At 67.0% G+C, this 22,815-nt stretch carries 20 protein-coding genes; 13 read left to right on the top strand and 7 right to left on the bottom strand.

The features are described 5' to 3' along the window. Positions 1 to 139 precede the first annotated feature (139 nt). Together BMY06_RS00315 and BMY06_RS00310 are read left to right on the top strand one after the other, a co-directional pair. Positions 140 to 883, top strand: a complete 744-nt coding sequence (locus BMY06_RS00315; RefSeq protein WP_074981008.1) for an SDR family oxidoreductase — start codon at positions 140 to 142, stop codon at positions 881 to 883. Between the two features lie 102 nt (positions 884 to 985). Then, positions 986 to 1,834 (top strand): ureidoglycolate lyase, encoded by an 849-nt coding sequence (locus BMY06_RS00310; RefSeq protein WP_074981006.1) that lies wholly within the window; start codon positions 986 to 988, stop codon positions 1,832 to 1,834. Between the two features lie 103 nt (positions 1,835 to 1,937). Here the strand turns inward: BMY06_RS00310 and BMY06_RS00305 are convergent, their stop codons facing one another. Beyond that, on the bottom strand, positions 1,938 to 2,375 hold the full coding sequence (locus tag BMY06_RS00305) for a PaaI family thioesterase (protein ID WP_065065688.1): 438 nt from the start codon (positions 2,373 to 2,375) through the stop codon (positions 1,938 to 1,940). Positions 2,376 to 2,652: 277 nt separating this feature from the next. Between BMY06_RS00305 and BMY06_RS00300 the strand changes: the two genes are divergently transcribed. Next, a complete protein-coding gene (locus BMY06_RS00300) occupies positions 2,653 to 4,278 on the top strand; it encodes a methyl-accepting chemotaxis protein (RefSeq protein WP_074981348.1) in 1,626 nt (541 codons plus the stop codon). An 82-nt stretch (positions 4,279 to 4,360) separates the two neighbouring features. Here the strand turns inward: BMY06_RS00300 and BMY06_RS00295 are convergent, their stop codons facing one another. Beyond that, entirely contained in the window at positions 4,361 to 5,467 is a 1,107-nt protein-coding gene (locus BMY06_RS00295) for an AGE family epimerase/isomerase (RefSeq protein ID WP_074981004.1), read from the bottom strand. Between the two features lie 193 nt (positions 5,468 to 5,660). On the opposite strand from BMY06_RS00295, the gene BMY06_RS00290 reads away from it, so the two are divergent. The 10 genes from BMY06_RS00290 to BMY06_RS00250 all read left to right on the top strand — a co-directional run bounded on the left by BMY06_RS00290 (position 5,661) and on the right by BMY06_RS00250 (position 16,942). Further along, positions 5,661 to 6,347 carry an MgtC/SapB family protein gene (locus tag BMY06_RS00290; RefSeq protein WP_065065691.1) on the top strand — a complete coding sequence of 229 codons (687 nt, stop codon included), beginning with the start codon at positions 5,661 to 5,663 and terminating at the stop codon, positions 6,345 to 6,347. A gap of 331 nt (positions 6,348 to 6,678) precedes the next feature. Then, the gene (locus BMY06_RS00285) at positions 6,679 to 7,605 is read left to right on the top strand and encodes a hypothetical protein (RefSeq protein ID WP_074981003.1); all 927 of its coding nucleotides are present in this window, start codon (positions 6,679 to 6,681) and stop codon (positions 7,603 to 7,605) included. A gap of 226 nt (positions 7,606 to 7,831) precedes the next feature. Next, on the top strand, positions 7,832 to 7,987 hold the full coding sequence (locus BMY06_RS39420; RefSeq protein WP_167371389.1) for a hypothetical protein: 156 nt from the start codon (positions 7,832 to 7,834) through the stop codon (positions 7,985 to 7,987). Between the two features lie 541 nt (positions 7,988 to 8,528). Continuing rightward, complete coding sequence (locus tag BMY06_RS00280) at positions 8,529 to 8,783, top strand: PAAR domain-containing protein (RefSeq protein WP_074981001.1); 255 nt, start codon at positions 8,529 to 8,531, stop codon at positions 8,781 to 8,783. An 8-nt stretch (positions 8,784 to 8,791) separates the two neighbouring features. Next, entirely contained in the window at positions 8,792 to 12,067 is a 3,276-nt protein-coding gene (locus BMY06_RS00275; protein WP_080180842.1) for a type VI secretion system Vgr family protein, read from the top strand. A 58-nt stretch (positions 12,068 to 12,125) separates the two neighbouring features. Further along, complete coding sequence (locus BMY06_RS00270) at positions 12,126 to 12,470, top strand: hypothetical protein (RefSeq protein ID WP_124263091.1); 345 nt, start codon at positions 12,126 to 12,128, stop codon at positions 12,468 to 12,470. Continuing rightward, on the top strand, positions 12,467 to 12,736 hold the full coding sequence (locus tag BMY06_RS00265; protein ID WP_065065307.1) for a hypothetical protein: 270 nt from the start codon (positions 12,467 to 12,469) through the stop codon (positions 12,734 to 12,736). Before BMY06_RS00270 ends, BMY06_RS00265 begins: the two co-directional genes overlap by 4 nt. A 501-nt stretch (positions 12,737 to 13,237) precedes the next feature. Then, entirely contained in the window at positions 13,238 to 13,852 is a 615-nt protein-coding gene (locus BMY06_RS00260; protein WP_065065308.1) for a flavin reductase family protein, read from the top strand. 115 nt (positions 13,853 to 13,967) lie between these two features. Next, positions 13,968 to 14,264, top strand: a complete 297-nt coding sequence (locus tag BMY06_RS00255) for a hypothetical protein (RefSeq protein ID WP_065065309.1) — start codon at positions 13,968 to 13,970, stop codon at positions 14,262 to 14,264. Between the two features lie 92 nt (positions 14,265 to 14,356). Then, on the top strand, positions 14,357 to 16,942 hold the full coding sequence (locus BMY06_RS00250; protein WP_390968673.1) for a penicillin-binding protein 1A: 2,586 nt from the start codon (positions 14,357 to 14,359) through the stop codon (positions 16,940 to 16,942). A gap of 87 nt (positions 16,943 to 17,029) precedes the next feature. On the opposite strand, the gene hypE is transcribed toward BMY06_RS00250, so the two are convergent. The 5 genes from hypE to hypB are packed head-to-tail and all read right to left on the bottom strand — an operon-like array spanning position 17,030 to position 22,802. After that, positions 17,030 to 18,094 carry a hydrogenase expression/formation protein HypE gene (hypE, locus tag BMY06_RS00245; protein WP_074980995.1) on the bottom strand — a complete coding sequence of 355 codons (1,065 nt, stop codon included), beginning with the start codon at positions 18,092 to 18,094 and terminating at the stop codon, positions 17,030 to 17,032. Between the two features lie 7 nt (positions 18,095 to 18,101). Further along, positions 18,102 to 19,259, bottom strand: a complete 1,158-nt coding sequence (gene hypD / locus BMY06_RS00240; protein WP_074980992.1) for a hydrogenase formation protein HypD — start codon at positions 19,257 to 19,259, stop codon at positions 18,102 to 18,104. Further along, positions 19,256 to 19,495 (bottom strand): HypC/HybG/HupF family hydrogenase formation chaperone, encoded by a 240-nt coding sequence (locus tag BMY06_RS00235; protein ID WP_065065312.1) that lies wholly within the window; start codon positions 19,493 to 19,495, stop codon positions 19,256 to 19,258. The genes hypD and BMY06_RS00235 overlap by 4 nt, the downstream gene beginning before the upstream one ends. 12 nt (positions 19,496 to 19,507) lie before the next feature. After that, positions 19,508 to 21,898 carry a carbamoyltransferase HypF gene (gene hypF / locus BMY06_RS00230; RefSeq protein WP_074980989.1) on the bottom strand — a complete coding sequence of 797 codons (2,391 nt, stop codon included), beginning with the start codon at positions 21,896 to 21,898 and terminating at the stop codon, positions 19,508 to 19,510. A gap of 28 nt (positions 21,899 to 21,926) precedes the next feature. Beyond that, positions 21,927 to 22,802, bottom strand: coding sequence for a hydrogenase nickel incorporation protein HypB (hypB, locus tag BMY06_RS00225; RefSeq protein WP_074980987.1), 876 nt, complete (start codon positions 22,800 to 22,802; stop codon positions 21,927 to 21,929). Positions 22,803 to 22,815 lie beyond the last annotated feature (13 nt).

Genomic DNA, 22,815 nt, shown 5'->3' with positions numbered 1-22,815 from the left:
GCCGATCCAGCCGGTTAGAAAACATCCGCGCAAATCGCATGATGGGCGTGCCTCTGGCCATAATGGCCGTTTGCGGCATCGCCTCGATCGGGCTTCATCTTCGGCTTCATATCAATCGCGCTTTCTTTGGGAGTGGCAGATGGGACAACGACTGGCCGGCAAGACGGCCTTGATCACCGCGGCGGGCCAGGGCATCGGCTACGCGGCCGCCGAACTGTTCGCGCGTGAAGGCGCCCGCGTCATCGCGACCGACCTGCGCATCGACGCGCTCAAGACGCTGCCGGTCGAGGCGCGCAAGCTCGATGTGCTCGACGTCCCGGCGATCCGCGCGCTCGCCGAGGAAATCGGCCAGGTCGACGTGCTGTTCAATTGCGCGGGCTACGTGCATGCGGGCTCGATTCTGGAAGCGAGCGAGGAAGACTGGGATTTCGCCTTCGATCTGAACGCCAAGGCCATGTACCGCACGATTCGCGCGTTTTTGCCCGCGATGCTGGAGGCGGGCGGCGGCTCGATCATCAACATGTCGTCGGCGGCGTCGAGCGTGAAGGGCGTGCCGAACCGCTTCGTCTACGGCGCGTCGAAGGCGGCTGTGATAGGGTTGACGAAGGCCGTGGCCGCCGACTTCGTGACGCGCGGCATCCGCTGTAACGCGATTTGTCCCGGCACCGTCGCGTCGCCCTCGCTGGAGGAGCGCATCGCCACGCAGGCAGCGGCGCAGGGCACCACGGTCGATGCGGCGCGCGCCGCGTTCGTCGCGCGCCAGCCGATGGGCCGCGTGGGCAAGCCCGAGGAAATCGCGGCGCTCGCGCTCTATCTGGCCTCGGACGAGTCGGGTTTCACGACCGGCCAGGCGCACGTGATCGACGGCGGCTGGTCGAACTAGTCCGCGGCCGCCGCGGCGCCAGCTATTCGCGCGCGACGCCAGTACGCCGCGCGCAGGACACCAGAGACAACAGAGACACCCAAGAGACAAGGAACGCTCACGATGAAACTGCTCCGCTACGGCCCCAAGGGCCACGAAAAGCCCGGTCTGCTCGACGCCGAAGGCCGCATTCGCGCGCTCTCGGGCGCGATCGCCGACATTGCCGGCGACGTGCTTTCCGACGCGGGCCTCGCGCAACTGCGCACGATCGATCCCGAAACGCTGCCGCTCGTCGAAGGCAATCCGCGTCTCGGTCCGTGCGTGGGCCACATCGGCAAGATGGTGTGTATCGGCCTGAACTATGCCGATCACGCCGCCGAATCGAACATGCCGGTGCCGGGCGAGCCCGTGGTGTTCAACAAGTGGACGAGCGCGATCGTCGGCCCGAACGACGACATCGAGATTCCGCGCGGCTCGGTCAAGACCGACTGGGAAGTGGAACTGGGCGTGGTGATCGGCAAGCCCACGAAGAACGTGAGCGAGACCGAGGCGCTGAATCACGTGGCGGGCTACTGCGTGATCAACGACGTGTCGGAGCGCGAGTGGCAGATCGAGCGCGGCGGCCAGTGGGACAAGGGCAAGGGGTTCGATACGTTCGGCCCGACCGGCCCGTGGCTCGTGACGCGCGACGAGGTGCCCGATCCGCAGAATCTCTCGCTGTGGCTCGAAGTGGACGGCCATCGCTATCAGAACGGCAACACGCGCACGATGATTTTCACGGTCGCGAAGCTCGTGTCGTATCTCTCGCAGTGCATGAGTCTGCAACCGGGCGACGTGATTTCGACCGGCACGCCGCCGGGCGTGGGCATGGGCGTGAAGCCGAACGCGGTGTATCTCAAGCCGGGACAGACGGTGCGCCTCGGCATCGAAGGTCTGGGCGAGCAGACGCAGAAGACGCGCGCCGCCGAATGACGGCGAACGTGTAGTCGCCGCACCTCGGGCGACAAGCAAACGGCCGCGGGAAATCCGCGGCCGTTTGTCTTTCGGGGCCGTAAGGCGTGCCGTGCCGACGGCGTCAGGCGGCGTGGCCGTTGTTGTCGCCGTTATCGCCCATGCGGTTGATGGTGCCTTGCGCGAGCGCCACCAGCCGCTCGCCGCCGTCCTCCATCACGAACACGCTGCACTGGCAGGTGGCCTGCTGACGCCCCGCGTGCACCACGCGCGCCCGCGCGATGAGCGTGCCGCCGAGCGCCGGCCGCAGATAGTTGATCTTGTATTCGCCCGTCACCACGCGCGGCCCGAGCGCCAGCGCGCCGGCGAACGTGAGGGCGTTGTCGGCGAGATAGCTGATGACCCCGCCGTGCACGAACCCGTGCTGCTGCTTGAGTTCGTCGCGCACGAGCAGGCGCAGCGTGAGCTCGTCGGCGCCGACGTGCATCAGCTCCGTACCCAGCAACACGCTGAACGGCTGCGCGTGCAGCGCGCCGCGCGCGCGATCCACCAGATCTGTCATCACTGTCCCCTGGGCCCGCGCCCCGTGGTTTCCTAACCACTCTAGGAAGCGTCTTGCGGCGGCGCAAGGTAAATCGGAGGGTCGACCCCCGATATTGTTGCGAAAAACAGCGTCAATGATCTGGCGGTTTTTTCTGCAATGCTGAATTGCGCGTTTGACGCGGAAATTTCATGAAACTGGCCTTAATACAACGTTTGCCAGGCCGTAAATGCAGTGCGGGCGCGAGCGATCACATGCGAGCGCCGAACCTACTCACTGCCATACCAGGGTGTTCAAGATGTTCAGCAAGATCAAGGTCGCATCCGGCCTGCTATGTGTTCTCGTCGCGTTCTGCGTGCTCCAGCTCGTGACCGAAGGGCTCGGTTTCTGGGCGCTGACCCGCACGCACGACGACGTGAAGGACCTCTCCAAGGTGGCGCTGCGCCAGGCGAGCGCCGCCAACGACATCACGCAGCGATTGATGGACGCGCGCATCAACCTGTCGCGCGCGGGCACCCGCCTGATTCGCGGCGGCACGGCGCCGACGGAAATGATCGGCCACGCGAACGAGCAGCTCACGGCCGCCGAGCAGTCGTACGCGCAGCTGAGCGCCGTCGAGTCGATCAACGATGAAGATCGCGCGCGCGTGGCCGCGCTCGGCCAGCGTTATCAGGTCTATCACAAGGCGCTCGCCGAACTCGTGGACGACCTCAACGCGAACAACATCCAGGCGTTCCTCGACCAGCCGACGCAGTCGTATCAGGACGCCTACCTCGCCGAACTGCAGGCGTTCACGCGCTTTACGTCCGCCGCGAGCCACGCGTCGCTCGATTCGATCGACACGCGCCTCGCGGTGTTCCAGACCGTCGGCATCATCATTCTGCTCGGGCTGATCGCGCTGGCGACCGGCGTGCATTACGCGCTGCGCCGCGGCGTGGTCGCGCCGCTCGAGGAAGCGGGCCGTCACTTCGACCGCATCGCGCGCGGCCGTCTGGACGAAGTCATCGTCGCGCGCGGCGACAATGAAATCGGCCGCCTTTTCCGCGGTCTCTCGGTGATGCAGGCGAGCCTCGCGCGCACGGTGCATACGGTGCGCGAGACCGCCGGCTCGATCAACGTGGGCGCCGACGAAATCGCGACCGGCAACGCCGATCTGTCGGCGCGCACGGAATCGCAGGCCGCGTCGCTCGAAGAAACGGCGGCCAGCATGGAAGAGCTGACCGGCACGGTGCGCAACACGGCCGACAACGCCCGCGAGGCGAACCAGCTCGCCGAAGCGGCGCTCGACGCCACGTCGCGCGGCAGCCATGTCGTGGGCGAAGTGGTCGAGCGCATGCACGGCATCGCGAAGAGTTCGGACAAGATCGCCGAGATCATCGGCGTGATCGACGGCATCGCGTTCCAGACTAACATCCTCGCGCTGAACGCCGCCGTGGAAGCGGCGCGCGCGGGCGAGCAGGGCCGCGGCTTCGCGGTCGTGGCGGGCGAAGTGCGCGGCCTCGCGCAACGCAGCGCGCAGTCGGCGAAGGAAATCAAGACGTTGATCAGCGAATCGGTTTCGCAGATTCGCGGCGGCGCGGAGCTGGTCGAGCGCGCGGGCGAATCGATGCGCGAAGTGTCGGCGTCGATCTCGCGCGCCACGCAGATGATGGCGGGGATCAGCGCGTCGTCGCTCGAACAGAGCGCGGGCATCGATCAGGTGAACACGGCCGTTTCGCAGATGGACCAGATGACGCAGCAGAACGCGGCGCTGGTCGAGGAAGCGGCGGCGGCGGCTTCGTCGCTGCATCAGCAGACGCGTCAGCTCGCGGATGCCGTGGCGGCGTTCGAAATCTCGCCTTCGGTGCTGGCGGAAGGCCGTGCGCTGGCGCCGATGGCGTCGCGCGCGGAGCCATCGGGCATGGCGATGGCCGGGGCGTATTGATCGTTGGATCGACCGCCGCCTTTCGGGCGGCGGCGCATCGAAACCAGTACAACGGCGCGGTCACACCGCGCCGTTGTCGTTTTCAGCCTTGCGGCAGCGCCTGATACGCCGTCAGCAAGTGATACGGCGTGGTCGACGGCATGTCCGCGCGCGCGACCGCGCCGCTCGCGTCGCGGCATTCCACCCAGCCCTGCGGCGTGAGAAAGCGCTGCTCGAACTTCCCGATCTGCTCGCCGAGCGTTGCGCGCGCAACGGACTCGCCGTGCGTGGCGATCGAGCGCAGATACTCCGTTTGCGCCCAGATGCGCTGGGTGGCGTCGATCACGCGGCCGTGTTCGTCGGTGGCGGCGGCCACGGCGCCCGTGACCGGGTCCACGCCGTGCTTCACCGCGAAGTCGAACGCGCGCCCGAGCGCTTCCTGCAGGCCCGAAGCGCCGAGGCGCGCCGCACCGGCCTGAGCCGCGAGCCAGAACCACTCGAACTGATGACCGGGCTCCAGGCGATTGTCCGCCGTGCCCAGCGGCAGCTCCGCGATACAGCCCGTGGGCGCGTGCAGGAAACTGCGCGCCACGGCTTCGACGAGCCGCGTAATGGCCGTGTCGAAGGCGGCGTCGCCAGTCGCCTCGCGGGCCACGAGCCAGGCTTCGGTAAGATGCATCAGCGGGTTCTGCACCGGCGTGCCGGTGACCGTGGCGAACGAGGCGTCGAGCGCGCCGTTGAGCAGGCCGTCGTGGGCGGCGAAGCGCTCGACGATCAGCGACGAGGTCTCGCGCGCCGTGTCGAGCGCCTCCATCACGCCGAAACGCTGGCCGTACGCCGAGCACGCGAACACCACGAACGCATGCGTATAGAGGTCCTTCGTGGTGTCGAGCGGCGCGCCGTCCGGATCGACGCTATAGAACCAACCGCCGCGCGCGCGGTCCTGAAAGGTGTGGCGTAGCGAATCGAACAGCGTGTGCGCATGCGCGGCGTCGCCGTTCTGCGAGAACACGAAGAGCTGGCGCGCGCAGGCCATGGCGCGATAGCGCGTGTCGGGCAGCGGCGCGGCGTGGCCGTCGCGCACGGCGAGCGCTTCGTGCGGCAGACGCAGCGCCGTGTTGAAACCGGGGCCGCGCCACAACGGCAGCACGACGCGGTCGAAATGATTGCGCAGGCTGGCTGCGCCGGTAGCGGTGTTCATAGATTGCATAGGCGCGCAAGGAGGCGCGCAGAGCCGGACAGTGTCCGCGATTGTACGCCCCGGCCACGGCGTCTCGAAGATTGGGCCGGGCAGGTGGAGCAGGCTGCGGTGCGCCGCGGCAATACCAACGACAGGGCGGCCCGCGCGCGATGCAGGAAGTCGCGCAGCGGAGCGCGCCCACGACGTAACGGAGAGCAACATCATGATCAATAACTGGGAAATCATTGCGCGCCTCGTGATGGCGGCGCTGCTGGGCAGCGTGATCGGCTTCGAGCGCGAACGCCTCTCGTGGGCCGCCGGGCTGCGCACGCACATGCTCGTGTGCGTGGGCTCGGCGCTTATCATGATCGTCTCGGCATTCGGTTTCGCGGACGTGCTCAACAGCGACCACGTCGTGCTCGACCCGTCGCGGATGGCGGCGCAGGTCGTCTCGGGCATCGGCTTCCTGGGGGCGGGCTCGATCCTCCTGCGCGGCGAGATCGTGCGCGGGCTGACCACGGCCGCGAGCCTCTGGTCGGTGGCCGCCATCGGCCTCGCGGTGGGCGGCGGGCTCTATACAGCGTCGATTGCGGCGACCGTGATCATCCTCATCATCCTCGCGGGCATCAAGCCGCTCGAACGGCGCTTCATCACGTTCCGGCAGCGCCGCCGCATCTCGCTACTGGTCGATCGCGGCGCGCTCACGTTCCATTCGCTGCACGACGCGCTGGGCGTGTCGAGCCCGCGCGTCAAGCAGTTCGTGGTGCAGCAGAGCGACGACTCGCCCGAACTCGACGAGGTGATGATCGTGCTGAGCCGCGTCTCGTCGCCCGAATATGCATCGATCTGCGAGGCGCTGAAGAAGCTGCAGGTGGTGAGAGAGTTCCGCGAGGACGGACCGCAAAGCTGATCGAACGCATGCGTCACGCATGTTTCATATTGGCCAGGGGGACAGGGCGAACGTTTGCGGATAAGATGGCTGCCCATGGGCGCGCGACCAACGAGACCACGTGCGCCCGAGGAGCGAGCGCGGCTGTCGCACTGCGGCCAGGCGGGACGGCCGTGCGACGCGAGTGTCAATAAGATGCAAGCCCTGTCGTTGATCCATGGCCGAATCCGTCAATCAAGCAGACAACGGACTGTTGAGTCCCGAGCGCGCGTCACGCAGCGCGCCTTCCCGTCGCCGGACCCCGGCGCCATCCCTCGAATCCCCCGACCCGCAAGCGCCCGACGCGCGCGAAGTGAGCACGCTCGACCTGTTCGGCGACAGCCCGGACGCTGGTTTGGGATCGGCTGAGGCCCATTCGGCGTCTCCGGATGCCGGGGACCTGCGCGAGCCGCGTCTGTCGCCCGCGCCCGCCGCCCGCCGCGCCGCACGCCAGAAAGCGCCGGTCATGCCGACGCCGGAAGGCGACGAGGCGACCGGAGCGGGCGCGTTTGGCATGGAAGGGGCGAGAGTCGAGCCGGTGTTTGCGGCGGCTCCAGCCGTGTCCGAGGCCGCAGTGGCCGAGACGCCGGCGCCTCTGTCCGCGCCTGCCGAGCCGTTCGACTTCGCGCCGCCTGTGTCTTCCGTTTTGTCTCCTGCGCCCGATTTGTCTGCATCGTCGGAACAAGCCGAGCCGCAGGCCAAACCGACGACGCCCGGCTGGGAGCCGTTCGTGCCATTTGCCGCAGCGACGGGCGGTTCAGCATCGGGTTTCGAACCCGCCGCGAAATTTGAAAGCGCCGCGCACCCCGAACCCGCGCTGACCGCCTCGCTCGCCGACACCGTCGCGACGCTAGGCGCGCAGGCGCGCCGCACGAAGTGGATGCTGATCGTGGCGGTCGCGGCGCTGGTCGTCACGGTGCTCGTGGCGATTGCGCAAACGCTGATGATCGCGACGCTGTCGTCCGATTCGCTGGCGCAGCAGCAGCGCATCGAGGTGCTGATGCAGAAGCAGCAGGCTTCGCTGGACGCCATGTCGGCGCAGCTCGCCGCCGCAGCGGCAGCTCCGGTCGCCGCAATCGCGCCGCCTGCTCCGGTTGCCGCCCCGGTCAGCAAGCCGGTTGCGCCCGCCGAGCCGCGTCACGTCAAGCGCGCGGCGAAGCCGACCGAGCGTGCCGCCGAACACGCCGCGACCAAAAGCAAGACCAAAGCGCACGCGCATTCCCAGCAGACCTCGCGCTAGGCCCGTTCGCGGCTGAATCGTTTCGACCCCCTAAATCACAGGATGCCTATGTGTTGCCTTGATGCAACGCATAGGCTGTGAACGCGTGTCTGCGACGCGCTGCCGCGGTTTTTTTGCTGCATTGCACTAGCGTTGGCCTAGGGAAAACCCTATAATCGGTTTGGTCAGGGAAAACCCTTAAATTGATCTGGGAAATCCCTTAAACGCCAACTAACCGGGAGTCGCAATGAGCTATATCCTCGCACTGATCCAAAAGGTGAGCGACCTCTTCGCGTCGCCGTATCTGCCGATGGATGCTGACTATTCGTACGCAGCGCGTCACCGCGAAGCCGAACGCATCCGCCGCTCGCAGTACACGCCTTTCGGCCTGCCGCGCGACTAAGTCGACCGGACCGAAGGCAATCGAGGCGCAGCGCATGGCGCGGTAACACGCCGCCGTCCGCAGTCCGCGCCTCATCTGCACCGAATACGCCGAACAAGGCCGGCTCTCGAAAGAGAGTCGGCCTTGTTGCGTTGGGGCTTGGCGCAATGCTCGGGGCAATGTCCAGGCAAGCGCCGGACGCGCGTGGGATGCAGCGCAGGTTTTTGCTTTGGCGACAAAGGGTTGTGTCATCTGCTCCGGTGTTATCAACAGGGCTGTGAACAAAAACTGGGGATAAGTCTTCCGCGATTGCGCTGAACTACCGTTGCGCCGGCAGTGTTGATCGATCCGTTCTCTTGCGGCGCGAAGTGCCAGCAAGTCGGCTTGTTCGCTCGTGTCGCAGAAAGAATTTGGATAGCGAACGATCCCGGGATCCTGGCCCAGATCAAAACGCCCCCAAACCAGGCACCGCGCATTCGCTATTCGGATTGCTCTCATATCGCCCCTGTTATCCCCCATGCGCCAATGCGTGTTTAGTGGATTTCACGGAAAGCAACGGCAGATGAGAGACGACATAACGGGGCGCGAAGTCGCCCGCCTGGGCGACGCCACGGATCATGGCGGCGAGGTCATCGAAGCCGCGCCGAATCTGCAACACCACGGCGTGCCGGTGATGCTGGAAGGGCATCTGGTGCGCTGTCCGAAGTGCGGCGGCGACTATCCGGGGAAGGCATCGGGCTCGCGCACGCATAACGGCGTGAAGGTGATGTTCATTGGCGACACAACCGCGTGCGGTGCCACGCTCATCGGGGCGTGAGGCATTCCATGCAAAACCACAGCGATTTCAGCCAGGAACGCTATCGTGCCCCCGGGAGGCCGATGGAGATGGACGGCGCGGCCATTCCGCGATTTACACCGCTCACGCCGCGCGAGGACTGGTACTGGCGTCTGAACCCCACCGTGCCGCCGAAGGAAGTGACGCATTCCCTGCTGGTCCCCATCAGCCTGAAGGGTACGGAGTCGGTCGGCGGCCTTTTTCACTACACCGTGCGCGCAAAAACCGATCTGCGCGCGCCGTGGACGCTCGACACCGCGCTCGATCTGGATGCCATCGTCGGCACCGAGGTTACGGTGTTCATCGACATTCCCGGACGTGGCACGTTCATTCCCGGCATGCCAGGCGATACGGGGCGGGGCAACATCGGCTTTCACGTGCGCGAAATTACCGGGCGGGTGAGCACGGCGCGCTTCATCGAGCGTAACGACCGGGTGATGGTCTACGAATTCGTGCTGGAGCCGACGCTGAAGAAGGCCGCGATGGGGCAGAACTATCGCGTATTCCAGAACAAAACCGTGATCGATGCAATCCGCGAACTGCTGGCGGACTACCCGGTATCGATTGACTGGCGTATCGCGGGGCCGATCCACGGCGAACACTATCCCGTGCGCGACCTGCAACGGCAGCACTTCGAATCCGACTTCACGTGCTTCAGGCGCTGGTGCGAGCGCGCGGGTCTGTTCTTCTGGTTTGAGCACTCGGAAGGATTCCACCGGCTGATCATTGCAGACACGATGGGGGCTTTCCATCGGCACGGCGAAGCGTACGAGACGCTGCGCTACGCGCCGGGTGAGAACCGCGTTGACGAGGAGTGCATCGAGTGGCTGGAGCTGGACAGTCACTGGACCGAGGGCAAGGTGACGGTCGTAGACCACGATCCCATGGCACCGCGCCTGCGGCGCTCCAACACCCCCTTGCGGGAGACTGACCACGATCCCCGCGAGACAGCGGAGGCGGATCAGGATTTCTATGAGTACGGCGTGAATGTGAGCCAGCCCCTGCAAGGTGCGATGGGGCTGAACGGCAGGCCGCTCGATAACGATGAGCAGGCACGGCAGGCGGCGATGGTGCGCATGCAGTCCATCCGTTGCCAGGGGATGCGCATCCGGGGTTCGGGTCATCTTCGGGGTCTGCGTCCGGGCTACACCTTCGAGCTGACGGAACATCCGCTCGCCACGGTCAATCAGGAATGGCTGGTCGTTTACGTGAAGCTCGATATCGAGTGCAACGACCAGGCGAGCGGCACGGAACAGGCCTTTCGCTGCGAATGCGGGTTCGAGGCGCAGCCCGCCAAAGGCTGTCACTTCCGCCTGCCGATTGTCACGCCGTGGCCGGTGATTGGTGCCGAGCGGGCAATCGTGACCGGCCCCGAAGGAAGTGAACTCTGGACGGACGCCCAGGGGCGTATCTGTATACAGCTCGTCGCTGACCGGCAGGGAAAATACGACAACGACTCGTTCATCTGGCTATGGCCCGCGCAGCCCTGGCAGAACGGCCGGGCGTCCTCGGTATTCCTGCCGCGTGTCGGCAGTGAAGTGGTGGTGGAGCACATCAACGGCAACCCCGACATGCCCTACGTTGCGGGCGGCCTGGGGAACAGGGACAATCCGCCGCCCTGGGAGCTGGCGAAGAACATGTGGCTGACCGGCATACGCACGAGGGAGTCCGGTGGAAGCGGTTCGAACCATCTGGTGTTCGATGACACCCACGGCAAGCAGCAGGTGCAGCTTGCGACTGATGCTGCAAAGACCGGCGCGCATTTTGGCGATATCCGCCGCGTTGACGACGACACGGGGCTTCAGGAACCACGTGGCCTGGGTGCCGAGGTACGCACGGACGGGTTCATGGCGTTGCGCGCGGCGCTCGGTGGCATGTTCACCACGTTCGCGCGTCTGCTGGCGAAGGGCAAGATCAAGGAGAACGGTGAAGCGATAGCGCTGCTGACGGCGGCGCGCGACATCCACGAAAATGTGACGCAACTCGCGCAGCAGCGCGGCGCACAGGAGCCGGGGCGCGATCAGAGCGACGCGGTGAAGGCGATCAAGACCGCCAACGATGAGCTTCGCGGCAGCGCGAACCCGCGCGCGGGCGCGGATGATTTCCCCGAGTTCGAGCGGCCTCACCTGCTGCTCGCGAGCGCAGCGGGCATCCAGGCAGCGGCGACCGACGACCTGCACCTGTCGAGCGGGCGGCATCTGGCGGCAAGCGCCACGGGTCACGTGTCGCTTGCGGCGGGCAAGTCGTTGCTGGTGTCGGTGCTGGAGAAGATTGCCTTCTATGCACAGGAGACCATCCGGCTGATATCGACCGGGCCGGTCCATGCCGAGTCGCGCAACGGCACGATGACGCTGATGTCGCAGGATGACATGACGGTAACGAGCACCCAGGGGCGTGTCGACATCAATGCGCCGAAGGGGATCAATCTCCGCTGCAACAACACGCTTGTGAGCCTGCGACCGGATGGGTTCTACGTCTACACCAACGGACAGCATCTGATTCACGCGGCAGGACATGCGACAGCGGACGCGCAAGGTCAACCGGTGCAGTTTCCGGTGACGCCGGACAGCCCCGGAAAATACGTGCTGCATCCAGTGCTGGTGGAGCACGGCGGCGGATTCGCGATTGCCAATCAACCTTATCGTATAACACTGGACGATGGCCAGGTCATAACCGGTACGACAACCGAACACGGCGAATTGAGCGTCGTAACGAGTAATGCGGTCGTGTTCGGTATCGGCAGGGCAATTTCAGCGGCTGTCAAACAGTCGTTATACGACGCGTTGGGAAGCGGCGTGTTTGGCCTACCGGCCTCCGCGATGCCAAAACTCGTCGTCGCTGTGCGTGGCAATACAAAGCAGTACGGATTTGAGCTTGACGGCACGGAGGCGGCAGTATTTGCTGCTTATCAGTGGGTAATGGCACTTTCCGATGCGCGGATAAACAGTCTTTTCACAGCTCTGGACGCCGTCGATGCAGCCCCAAGCGAAGTCAGAAAGCAGGCCGCGCTAAGGGGCTTAGATGGAGAATTGAAGGCGATCGCAGTGGCGATCTATCACGAAGCGCGGCACTGCCAGCAGACCTTCTGGATGATGTCACTTTTCTACACCTACCCCAAAGACTACACGCAGTTTCCGGGCATCGCGCCGATGTTCTCTGGCGTAGCAATGGAGAGTATCAGGATGCTAGCCGAACGAACGTCATTTCCGAACCTACACGATCATCAACGCATCAGACGCACCCAGGTGCCTTTTCAGGCGGCGTGACGGGCTCGGTCTGGTCGCAAACCTGCGCTTCGGCTGGCCCGCAGCGAACGGCTGCATCGTGCGGGAAGCCGATGGGAGTCCTGCAAGCGCTTCGCTGGTTGTTGAGCGCCCACTGACCCAGGAGAACCGCTTTGAAGTCGATTCTCGCGGAATGATGCTGCTCGACAGCGTTCATGAACGCGCGGGCCTGTTCGCATGGCGCGACACCAACAGACAGGTGCTGGACTGGAATATCGAAAAGGTGAACGTTACGGTGCGCGCCGCCGTGAAGTCGATACAGCTTGCCGAGGTGGGCGTGGAACATTGCAACCAGTTCGCGCTGTTTGATCCCGAGGCGAGGCAGTGGCATCTGGTGGACCTTCCTCCAGACACCACGGTTTTCGGCAAAGGAGCGGCCAGATGAATTTCAGGGTGAAATCGGAAGAAGCCGTGCTGGCGGAAGTCCTCCGTGCCATGCGCGAGGGCGAGCGGTATCACTCGCATCAGGAGGCGGCGCTGACGGGCAACAGCACGTCGTCGGTTCGGACCGTGCTGCGGCTCGCGCTGGCGCGTCGTGAAGTGGAGCAGCACACGCAGGCGCTGCGAGGCGGTACGAACATCTATTCCCTGCGCACACCTGAACCTGACGGGGGAGCTCTGCTGCTGAGTAGCGGCTCCGGCCCGAACTGAAGTGGGAGAATGACGGGCAACAGTTAAGGCAGCTCTGCATGACGGCTACGCGCCGATGACGTACCAAAATCACAGGGTGTGATTTTTTGCGGGGGGCCTGGGAATGGAACGCTGCTTCCGTTGTGTGCGTGCGATGCAGCATTGACGGGCATTCCGTCTGGTAACTGACTCGACATCTGTTTCGAAAAATTGACTGGGGCATCGGCGTTGTGTTGGATTTTAGACACAGCGGATGTCTAATAGGTCGGCGAGATCTCCTCACGGGCGGCGTAGCTGCTGCACTGCCGGATTAGGAAACCGTTGGGTGAATAGACGAACGGAAGCGCCGGTGCAAAAATCTCTTTCTCTGCTTCCGCCTGCCGAGCCTTGCGGAACGGACTTGAGCTATGCCCGACCGACTTTAGACACGGAGTTGTGAACAAAAACTGTGGATAAGCCCCGCCCAGCAAGCCCCGCCCCGTCGTGTCATAGTGTGGGCCGCATCAAACCCGCCACACGACCATGTCCGACACCTACTTCTACGACCCCGCCGCCGGCCACGGGCTGCCGCACGATCCGTTCAAGGCGATCGTCGCGCCGCGTCTGATCGGCTGGATCTCGAGCCGCTCGCCCGAGGGCGTGCTCAACCTCGCGCCCTACAGCTTTTTCGGCGCGTTTTCCTCGTTTCCGTCGATCATCGGATTCAGCAGCGAGGGCCGTAAGGACAGCATCGCCAACATCGAGGCGACGGGCGAATTCGTCTGGAATCTCGCCTCGCGTCCGCTGGCCGAGCAGATGAACCGCAGTTCCGCGCCCGTCGCCGCCGACGTCGACGAATTTGCGCTCTCGGGCCTCACACCCGCGCCGGGCCGCAACGTGGCGGTGCCGCACGTCGCCGAATCGCCGGCCGCGCTCGAATGCAAGCTGCTGCAGGTCATCCGCCTGCACACGCTCGACGGCACGCCGATGGACAACTGGCTCGCGCTCGGCCAGGTGGTCGGCGTGCATATCCAGCAGCGCTTCCTGAAGGACGGCCTGTTCGACACGCACGCCGCCCAGCCGATCATGCGCGCGGGCTATCGCGCCGACTACGCGCAGATCGGCGAGATGTTCCAGATGGTGCGCCCCAAGGCCTGAGCCTGAAGCTGAACCCGGGCCCGGTTCGGCGGCGGGACCGCCCCGCATTGCCCCTGCCGCCGCCCGCGCCGATAATGGCCGCACCGTCCATCGCGCGGCGCGCGGGAGGTTCGCCATGCAATCACCGACCGGATCGGTCGTCGCACTGAGTTCGGCCGCGTCGACGATGTTCTCGATCGGCATCGTCTTCCTCGGATATTGGGGCTTGCACGAGCCCACGCCGTGGCGGATCGCCGACCGCATGGTCGTCGTGATCGCGCTGGCGGGCTTCGCCTGTCTCGCGAGCGTGCCGTGGCTCGCCACCTCGCCCGCGCCGCCCGGCGACGAAACGCGCTTCCTGCTGGCCCGGCGTGTCTTTCTCGCGGGCGCGCTGGCGGTCTGGATGGCTATCGCGCTGTCGCTGATTTTCTGAGCGCGCGTCCACGTCGCCCGCAGGCCCGATGAAAGCCGCGTCCGGCAGTTTTGGTACGATGCACGCTTTGCCAGCCGACCCCGAAGCCCCGCGTGAAGCGTTCCGTGCCGTTCATCCGCGACCTCGTCGCGAAGTTGTCCTCCCGTCTCCAGCCCGCTGCGGCGAGCGTCTGCGCCTTCGCGCGTCCGCGCCTCGCGCGCGGGCTGCATCACCTGCGCCATCCGACGCGGCGCGGCGTGCTGTTCGCCATCGGCGCGCTGCCGGCGGCCATGCTGCTCTACGTGCTGGTGCTGATTCCGTTCACGCCCAGCATCGGCGACATCCGCAAGGCGCGCGTCGACCGGCCGGCGCAGATTCTGTCGGCGGACGGCAAGGTGCTCGCCGAATTCAAGCCGTCGAACCGCGAATGGGTGCCGCTCGCCCAGATTTCGCCGCACATGGTCGACGCGCTGATCTCGACGGAAGACCACCGCTTCTACGAGCATCACGGCATCGACTTCAAGCGCACGGCGGGCGCGGCGCTGCACACCTTCTCGGGTGACCGCCAGGGCGGCTCGACCATCACGCAGCAGCTCGCGCGCAATCTCTATCCCGACGAAATCGGCCGCGCGCCCACGCTCACGCGCAAGATCAAGGAAGCGATCACGGCCTTCAAGATCGAGGCCGTCTACAGCAAGCCGCAGATTCTCGAAACCTATCTGAACACGGTGCCGTTCCTGTACAACGCGTTCGGCATCGAGATGGCGGCGCGCACGTACTTCGGCGTGTCGGCGGATCAGCTCACGGTCCTCCAGGCCGCGACGCTCACCGGCATGCTCAAGGGCAACGCCTACTACAACCCGGTGATCAATCCCGAGCGCGCGCTCGCGCGCCGCAACACCGTGCTCGGCCAGATGGTGAAGTACGGCAAGCTCACGCCGGCGCAGTCCGCGACGCTCTCGAAGCAGCCGCTGCGCCTCGACTTCGAGCGTCAGACCGAGCCGCCCGGCCCCGCGCCGCACTTCGCGCAGCAACTGCGCAAATGGCTGATCGCGTGGGCCGACCGTAACGACTACAACATCTATTCCGATGGCCTCGTCGTGCACACGACGATCGATTCGCGTCTGCAGGCGATGGCGACGGCCGCGCTCAAGCAGCACGCGAACCAGTTGCAGGGCATCGCGAACGGCGCGTGGAGCGGCCGTAACGGCTGTTCGGCGAGCAACGATCTGTTCAAGACCTTCATGCGCGAAACGCCCGACTACAAGAGCGCGCGCGACGCCGGTGCGAACGACGACGACGCGCTCAAGCAGCTCGCGGCCAACCGCGCGTTCATGCGCGCGCTCTGCAAGGACAAGACCGACGTGCAGGCCGGTTTCGTCGCGATCGATCCGCGCGACGGCCAGATCAAGGCGTGGGTCGGTAGCCGCGACTTCCAGGACGAGCCGTTCGATCACGTGCAGCAGGCGCGCCGTCAGCCGGGCTCGACGTTCAAGGCCTTCGTGTACGGCGCGGCCTTCGCGAACGGCGCGAAGCCGACCGACACGGTCATCGACCAGGCGGTGGAAATGCCGCTCGAAGGCGGCGAAATCTGGCGTCCGAACGACGACGTGCCGCCCAGCAACAAGCCGATGACGCTGCGCGACGCGCTCGCGTTCTCGCGCAACCGCATCACCGCTCAGGTGATGCAGGCGGTGGGGCCGGACAAGGTCGCGCGTCTCGCGCGTGCGATGGGCGTGCGCGACAGCCAGCTCAACGCGGTGCCGTCGCTCGCGCTCGGCACGAGTCCGGTCACGCTCAAGGAAATGGTCTCGGCGTACAGCACCATCGCGAACGACGGCGAGTATCTGGAGCCGCGCATGGTCACGAGCATCGAGGACAGCAAGGGCGAGGTGCTCGCGCAGTTCGGCAGCGCTTCGCCCGAGCGCGCCTTGTCGGCGTCGGCGGACCGCACGCTGCTCGACACGATGCGCGACGTCGTGAATCGCGGCACGGGTTCGAGCATCCGCACGCGCTTCGGCATTCGGGCTGACGTCGCGGGCAAGACCGGCACCACGCAGGACAACGCGGACGGCTGGTTCATCCTCATGGACCCGCAACTGGTGGCGGGCGCGTGGGTCGGTTTCGACGACGGCCGCGTGACGCTCAACAGCGACTACTGGGGCCAGGGCGCGCGCAGCGCGCTGCCGATCGTCGGCGACTTCTTCCAGCGCGCGTTCCGCTCGCGCATCGTTGATCCGCATGCGCGCTTCGATACCGAAGTGACGCCGGGCGCGTTCGAGCAGTTCCGCGACAAGCTCAAGGCGTGGATGGATACGCTGTTTGCGTCGAAGGAAAAGGCCGAGGCGCCGCGCCCGGGTACGCCGATCAAGCGTGCGCCCGAGCCTGCGCCGGAGCCCGCCGAAGTGCCGCCGTCGAGCGGCGTGGCGGCGGCTTCGTCTGCGTCGTCGGCTTCGGCGATCTCGCCGGCATCGGCGGCTGCCGCGTCTGATGCGGCGCGCGCGGCGGCGATTCTCAACGGCACCGCGCCGCAAACGCCGTCGTCGAGCGAGCCGCCGATTCTCGGGCCGTCGGGCGCGTCGCAGCAATTGCCGCCTTATCCGCCGCAGGAGCCCTCGCTCGCGCCGACGCCCACGCCCGACGATTCCGATTCGAGCGGCGGCGCGCCCGCGCAGTACACGCCGCCGCAGAACAATTGACGATCTGACCAGGCGGCTCGGCCGCGCGTCCGCACACGATGAAGCGGACGCGCGGCGCAAAGCCACCGCGCCCGGCTCGCTTCCTTTTCAGCAGATGCGCGGCAGCATTTCGCCGTGCAGCCAGTCGACCAGACGTTCGCCGCCGAACGACGTCGTCAGGCGTACGAAGCGATACGCGTCGTCGATGACCGTGCCGATACGCACCGCATCACGGCCCAGCGGATGCGCGCGCATGACCGCGAGCAGCGCGTCGGCGTCTTCATCGGCGCACACCGCGATCAGCTTGCCTTCGTTGGCGATATAGAGCGGATCGAGGCCGTAGAACTCGCACGCGGCCCGCACGGGCGCGCGCAGCGGCAGCGCGGTTTCGTCGAGCCGCATGCCCACGTCCGACTGCGCGCAGATCTCATTGAGCGTGTTGCCGAGGCCGCCGCGCGTGGGGTCGCGCATCAGCCGCAGCGACGGGCACGCCGCGAGCATCGCCGCCGTCAAGCCGTTGAGCGCCGCGCAATCGGACACGATGCTGCTGTCGAAGCCCAGATTCTCGCGCTGCGAGAGCACCGCGAGGCCGTGCTCGGCAAGCGCGCCGGAGACCAGCACGGCGTCGCCGGGACGCGCCTGCGCGCCGTCGAGCCGCACGCCTTCCGGCACCACGCCCACGCCCGCCGTGGTGATGAACACGCCGTCCGCCTTGCCGCGCTCGACCACTTTCGTGTCGCCGGCCACGATGCGCACGTTGGCCGCGCGCGCGGCTTGCGCCATCGATGTCACCACTCGCGCGAGATCGGCGAGCGCGAGCCCTTCTTCGAGGATGAACCCGGCCGTCAGATAGAGCGGCGTCGCGCCGCCCACGGCGAGATCGTTGACGGTGCCGTTCACGGCGAGCGTGCCGATGTCGCCGCCCGGAAAGAAAAGCGGCGCGACCACGTGGCTGTCGGTCGTGAGCGCGAGGCGGCCCGCGGGCATCGGCACGATGGCCTGATCGTTGCCTTGTGCGAGCCATTCGTTGGCGAACGCGGGCGCGAACAGCTCGGCGACGAGCTGGGCGCTCGCGCGTCCGCCCGCGCCGTGCGTGAGGTCGATGCGGCCTTGCTTGAGGTCGAGTTTGCGGCCGAATTCGGGCTGACGGGGAGAGGTCGGCAAGGCAGTCATGCGGATCTCATGCGGATGTCACGGCGCGCGGCGCGCGTGCGGAGGAAAGGGCGGGCGCGACGAAGCGGCCGTATTGATAGTGCGCGGCGCACGCACCTTCGCTCGACACCATGCAGGCGCCAAACGGCGTGGCGGGCGTGCAGACGGTGGCGAACAGCTTGCAGTCGCTCGGCTTCGCGCAGCCGCGCAGGATCGCGCCGCATTGGCAGGTCTTGACGTCGGCGGCGACGCGCGGCACGAGCGCATAGCGGCGTTCCGCGTCCCAGCGCGCGAACTCGGAGCGAATCGCGAGCGCGCTTTGCGGCACCGCGCCGAGCCCGCGCCATTCGAAGCTCTCGCGCGTTTCGAACGCCGCGTGCACGAGCGCCTGGGCGCGCGTGTTGCCCGCTTCGGTCACGGCGCGCGTGAACTGGTTTTCGGTGTCGGCGCGACATTGGTTGATCTGCTCGACGAGCATCAGCACGGATTGCAGCACGTCGAGCGGCTCGAACCCGGCGATCACGACGGGCTTCACGAAGTCGCGCGAGATGGCGCGATAAGGCGCCACGCCGATCACCGTGCTCACGTGCGACGGCCCGATGAAGCCGTCGAGCCGCGCGCTCTGGTCGGCGTCCTCGGCCAGCAGATGGCGCATGGCGGCGGGCGTGAGCACGTGGTTGCCGAACACGCTGAAGTTATCGAGCGCCATCTCGCGCGCCTGGGCGAGCGCGAGCGCGGTGGGCGGCGTGGTGGTCTCGAAGCCGATGCCGAAGAACACCACCTCGCGCGCGGGCTCGGCTTTCGCGAGCGCGATCGCGTCGGAAACCGAATACACGACGCGCACGTCCGCGCCCGCCGCGCGCGCCTTGTACAGACTCATGCGCTTCGAGCCCGGCACGCGCAGCGTGTCGCCGTAGGTGCAGAGCGTGACGCCGTGGTCGAGCGCGAGTTCGATCGCGCTGTCGACGCGGCCGACCGGCAGCACGCAGACCGGGCAGCCGGGACCGTGAATCAGCTCGATCTGCGGCGGCAGCAGCGCGGTGAGGCCGTAGCGCGCGATCGCGTGCGTGTGACCGCCGCAAAACTCCATGAGCCGGTAGCGGCGGCGGCGTTCGACGGCGCGGTGAATGCGCGCCGCCATGCCGCGCGCGATTTCGCTGTTGCGGAAGTCGTCGACGTATTTCATGGCGTGGCGCCCTCGCCGGGTTGGCGGCCCAGTTCGGCCAGTTGCGCGAGCGTGGCTTCGGCGGCGGCGCGGTCGAGCTTGCCGATCGCGAAACCTACGTGCAGGAGGACGAAGTCGCCGGGTACGACGTTGTCGACGAGCGCGAGCGAGATCTCGCGCGTGACGCCATCGACGCTCGCTCGCGCGCGCTGTTCCGGCAAGAGTTCGATGACCTCGACGGGCATCGCAAGACACATGATGCGGATTCCTTAGGGTGTCGTCCGCGTGACGGTGGCGGACGATGTGAGTTGCTGGATGACGGCCCACGCCTGGCCGTAGCTGATCGCATCGTCGCCGCTGGGCAGCGCGCGTGCGGTGAACAGAGTGAGGTTCGATGCGCGCAGCGCGTCGGCGAGCGCGCGCATCAGCAGCCGGTTGGCGCAGCAGCCGCCGCCGAGCGCGACCACGTTCAGGTTGTGCGCGCGCGCGGCCTGGGCGATCCACGCACCAAGCGCATGGCCGAGCGTGGCGTGCCAGACGCTCGCGATGGTCGCGGCTTCAGTTTGGGCGGCGAGCCAGTGCGCGAGCGGCAGGAGATCGAGGTTGCCGCCGTCGAGACGCCAGCCGTCAACGAGCGGCGCGCACGGGCGCGCGAGCGCTTCGAGGCGCAGCGCGGCTTCGCCGCTATAGCTTTGCTCCGCGCAGACGCCCGCGAGTCCGGCGATGGCGTCGAACCAGCGGCCGAGGCTCGTGGTCGGCGGGCAGTGGAAGCCGCTGGCGAGTTGCGCGCGCAGACGTGCGGCCGTGGCGGCGTCGATGCCGGGCGGAGTGCGGTTCGCGGTGCTGGCGTGTGCATCGGCACGATCAAGCCGATCGAGTCGATCGAGCAGCGCGAGCGCCATGCGCGCGGGCGAGCGCGCCGCCAGATCGCCGCCGGGCAGCGCCAGCGGCGTGAGATGACCGAGACGCGTCGCACGGCCGGGATCGACGCGCAGCAACTCGCCGCCCCACGCCGTGCCGTCGTCGCCGTGACCGAAGCCGTCGAGCGCGACGCCGAGCGCCACATCCGCGTGACCGTGCTCGGCCAGCACGGCGGCGATGTGCGCGTGGTGATGCTGCACCGGCACGACAGGCACGTTCCAGCGCGCGGCCAGCGTATGAGCGAGGCGCGTCGAGTAAAGATCGGGCTGGAGGTCGCAGGCGAGCGCGGCGGGCGGCGCGCCGCAGGCATCGACGAGCCGGTTCGCGGCGGCGTCGAGCGCGGCGCACGCCGCCGCGCTCGTGAGGTCGCCGAGGTAAGGCGAGACGAACGCGCGCGCGCCTTGCGTGAGCGTGACGGTGCTTTTCAGATGCGCACCGAGCGCGAGCACGGACGGCCCCGCGTGCGGCAGCGCGAGCGCTTGCGGCGCGTAACCGCGCGCGCGCCGCAGCGGCGGCGGCGCTTGCGGGGCGGCGGCGTCAGCGTGGTCAGCGTCGTCGGCGTTGGCGGCGAGCAGCACGCTGTCGTCGCAACGCGCGACGATCGCGCGGTCGTGAAACAGCATGGCATCGGCGATACCGGCGAGCGCGTCGCGCGCGTGCGCAGGATCGATTTCGAGCGACTCGCCCGAGACGTTCGCACTCGTGGCGACCAGCAGCGTGGGTTGGTTCGCGTCGCGCCAGGCGTCGCCCGACGGACGGCCGAGCGCTTCGTGGAACAGCAGATATTGAAGCGGCGTGCACGGCAGCATCACGCCGAGTTGCGCGAGACCGGGCGCGATGCCGCTGAGCGCGTTGTTGTCGCATCGCGCGGCGACGACGACGGGTCGCGCGGGCGCGTCGAGCAGCGCGTGCGTGGCGGCGTCGCAGACGATCCAGCGGGCCGCCGAAGCGGCGTTGAGCGCGAGCAGCGCGAACGGTTTCGCGGGCCGCCGCTTGCGGGCGCGTAAGCGCGCGACGGCGTCGGGCTGCGTCGCGTCGCAGATCAGCTGGAAGCCGCCGAGTCCTTCGACCGCGACGATCTCGCCGCGCGCAATCGCTCGCCACGCGTCAGCGACGGGATCGGTGTGATCGGCGTGATCGCGGCGCGCGACGCCCAGCGGTGCTTCGAAACGCAAGCGCGGTCCGCAGGCGGGGCACGCGATCAGTTCGGCGTGAAAGCGCCGGTTCGCGGGATCGGCGTAGTCGGCGGCGCAATCGGCGCACGGCGCGAACGGCGCCATGCTCGTGTTGGCGCGGTCGAACGGCAGCGTGCGCGTGACGGTGTAGCGCGGGCCGCAATCGCAGCAACTGTTCAGCGCGTAGCGATGGCGGCGGTCGCCCGCGTCGAAGATCTCCGCGAGGCAGGCGTGGCAGATCGCGCTATCGGTTGCCATTTCGCCGTCGCGCGTGCGCGCCTCGCCGCTTTCGACGATGCGAAAACCCTGGCGCGCCGCCGTATCGAGCGGTTGCGCGCGTTCGGTATCGATCGCATCGATGCGCGCGCGCGGCGGCGCTTCCTGCGCGAGCGCTGCGCGAAACGCGCTCAGCGCCGCGCGCGTGCCCTGCACGTCGATCCGCACGGCGCTCGCGTCGTTGCGCACCTCGCCCGTCAGGCCGAAGCGTTGCGCGAGCCGCCAGACGAACGGTCTGAACCCGACGCCTTGCACGATCCCGCTCACGCGCAGTTGCTCTCGCCTCATCGCCGTGATGTCCTTGACGGTTGTACGCCTAGCGCGCGTCGGGACGCAGCGCCCGCGCCGCACCGCAGCCTGCGCGAATCCAGTCGAGCCATTGCGCGAAACCCTCGCCCGAACGCGCGGACACGCACAGCGCCTGAATACGCGGATTGACGCGGCGCGCGTAATCGAGCGCGGCATCGACGTCGAAGTCGAGGTGCGGCAACAGGTCGGTCTTGTTGAGCAGCATGAGGTCGGCGGCGGCGAACATGTCGGGATACTTGAGCGGCTTGTCCTCGCCCTCCGTCACCGAGAGCACGACGACCTTGTGCGCCTCGCCCAGATCGAACGACGCGGGGCAGACGAGGTTGCCGACGTTCTCGATCAGCAGCAGGCTGTTGTCGAGCGGCGGCAGGCGGTCGAGCGCGTGACCGACCATGTGCGCGTCGAGGTGACAGCCTTTGCCCGTGTTGATCTGCACGGCGGGCGCGCCGGCGGCGCGTACGCGCTCGGCGTCGTTCGAGGTCTGCTGATCGCCTTCGATGACGGCGATCGCGAGTTCGTCCTTGAGCGCTTCGATCGTGCGCACCAGCAGCGAGGTCTTGCCCGAGCCGGGACTCGAAACGAGGTTCAGCGCGAACGCGCCGTGCGCGCGCAGACGCGTGCGATTGGCCAGCGCGTAACGGTCGTTCTCGCGCAGGATGTCCTGCTCGATGCGGACGCGGCGGCCGGGCGCGTGGTTGTGTTCGTGCGCGTGATCGTGATCGTGCGCATGTTCGTGCTCGTGCGGATGCGCGTGCCCGTGCGCATGTTCGTGTTCGTGCGGATGCGCGTGCCCGTGCGCATGTTCGTGTTCGTGCGAATGCTCGCGCATCTGCGTCCCTTCGATTCGCACGTTGTCCGGGCCGCAGCCGCAGGTCGTACACATGATGATGTCCTTT

It is taken from the genome of Paraburkholderia tropica, from assembly GCF_900109265.1.
In the GTDB taxonomy this organism is placed as follows: Bacteria; Pseudomonadota; Gammaproteobacteria; order Burkholderiales; family Burkholderiaceae; genus Paraburkholderia; species Paraburkholderia tropica.
Note: the sequence above shows the minus strand (reverse complement) of the source record. Positions and strands in the feature narration are given on the sequence as shown.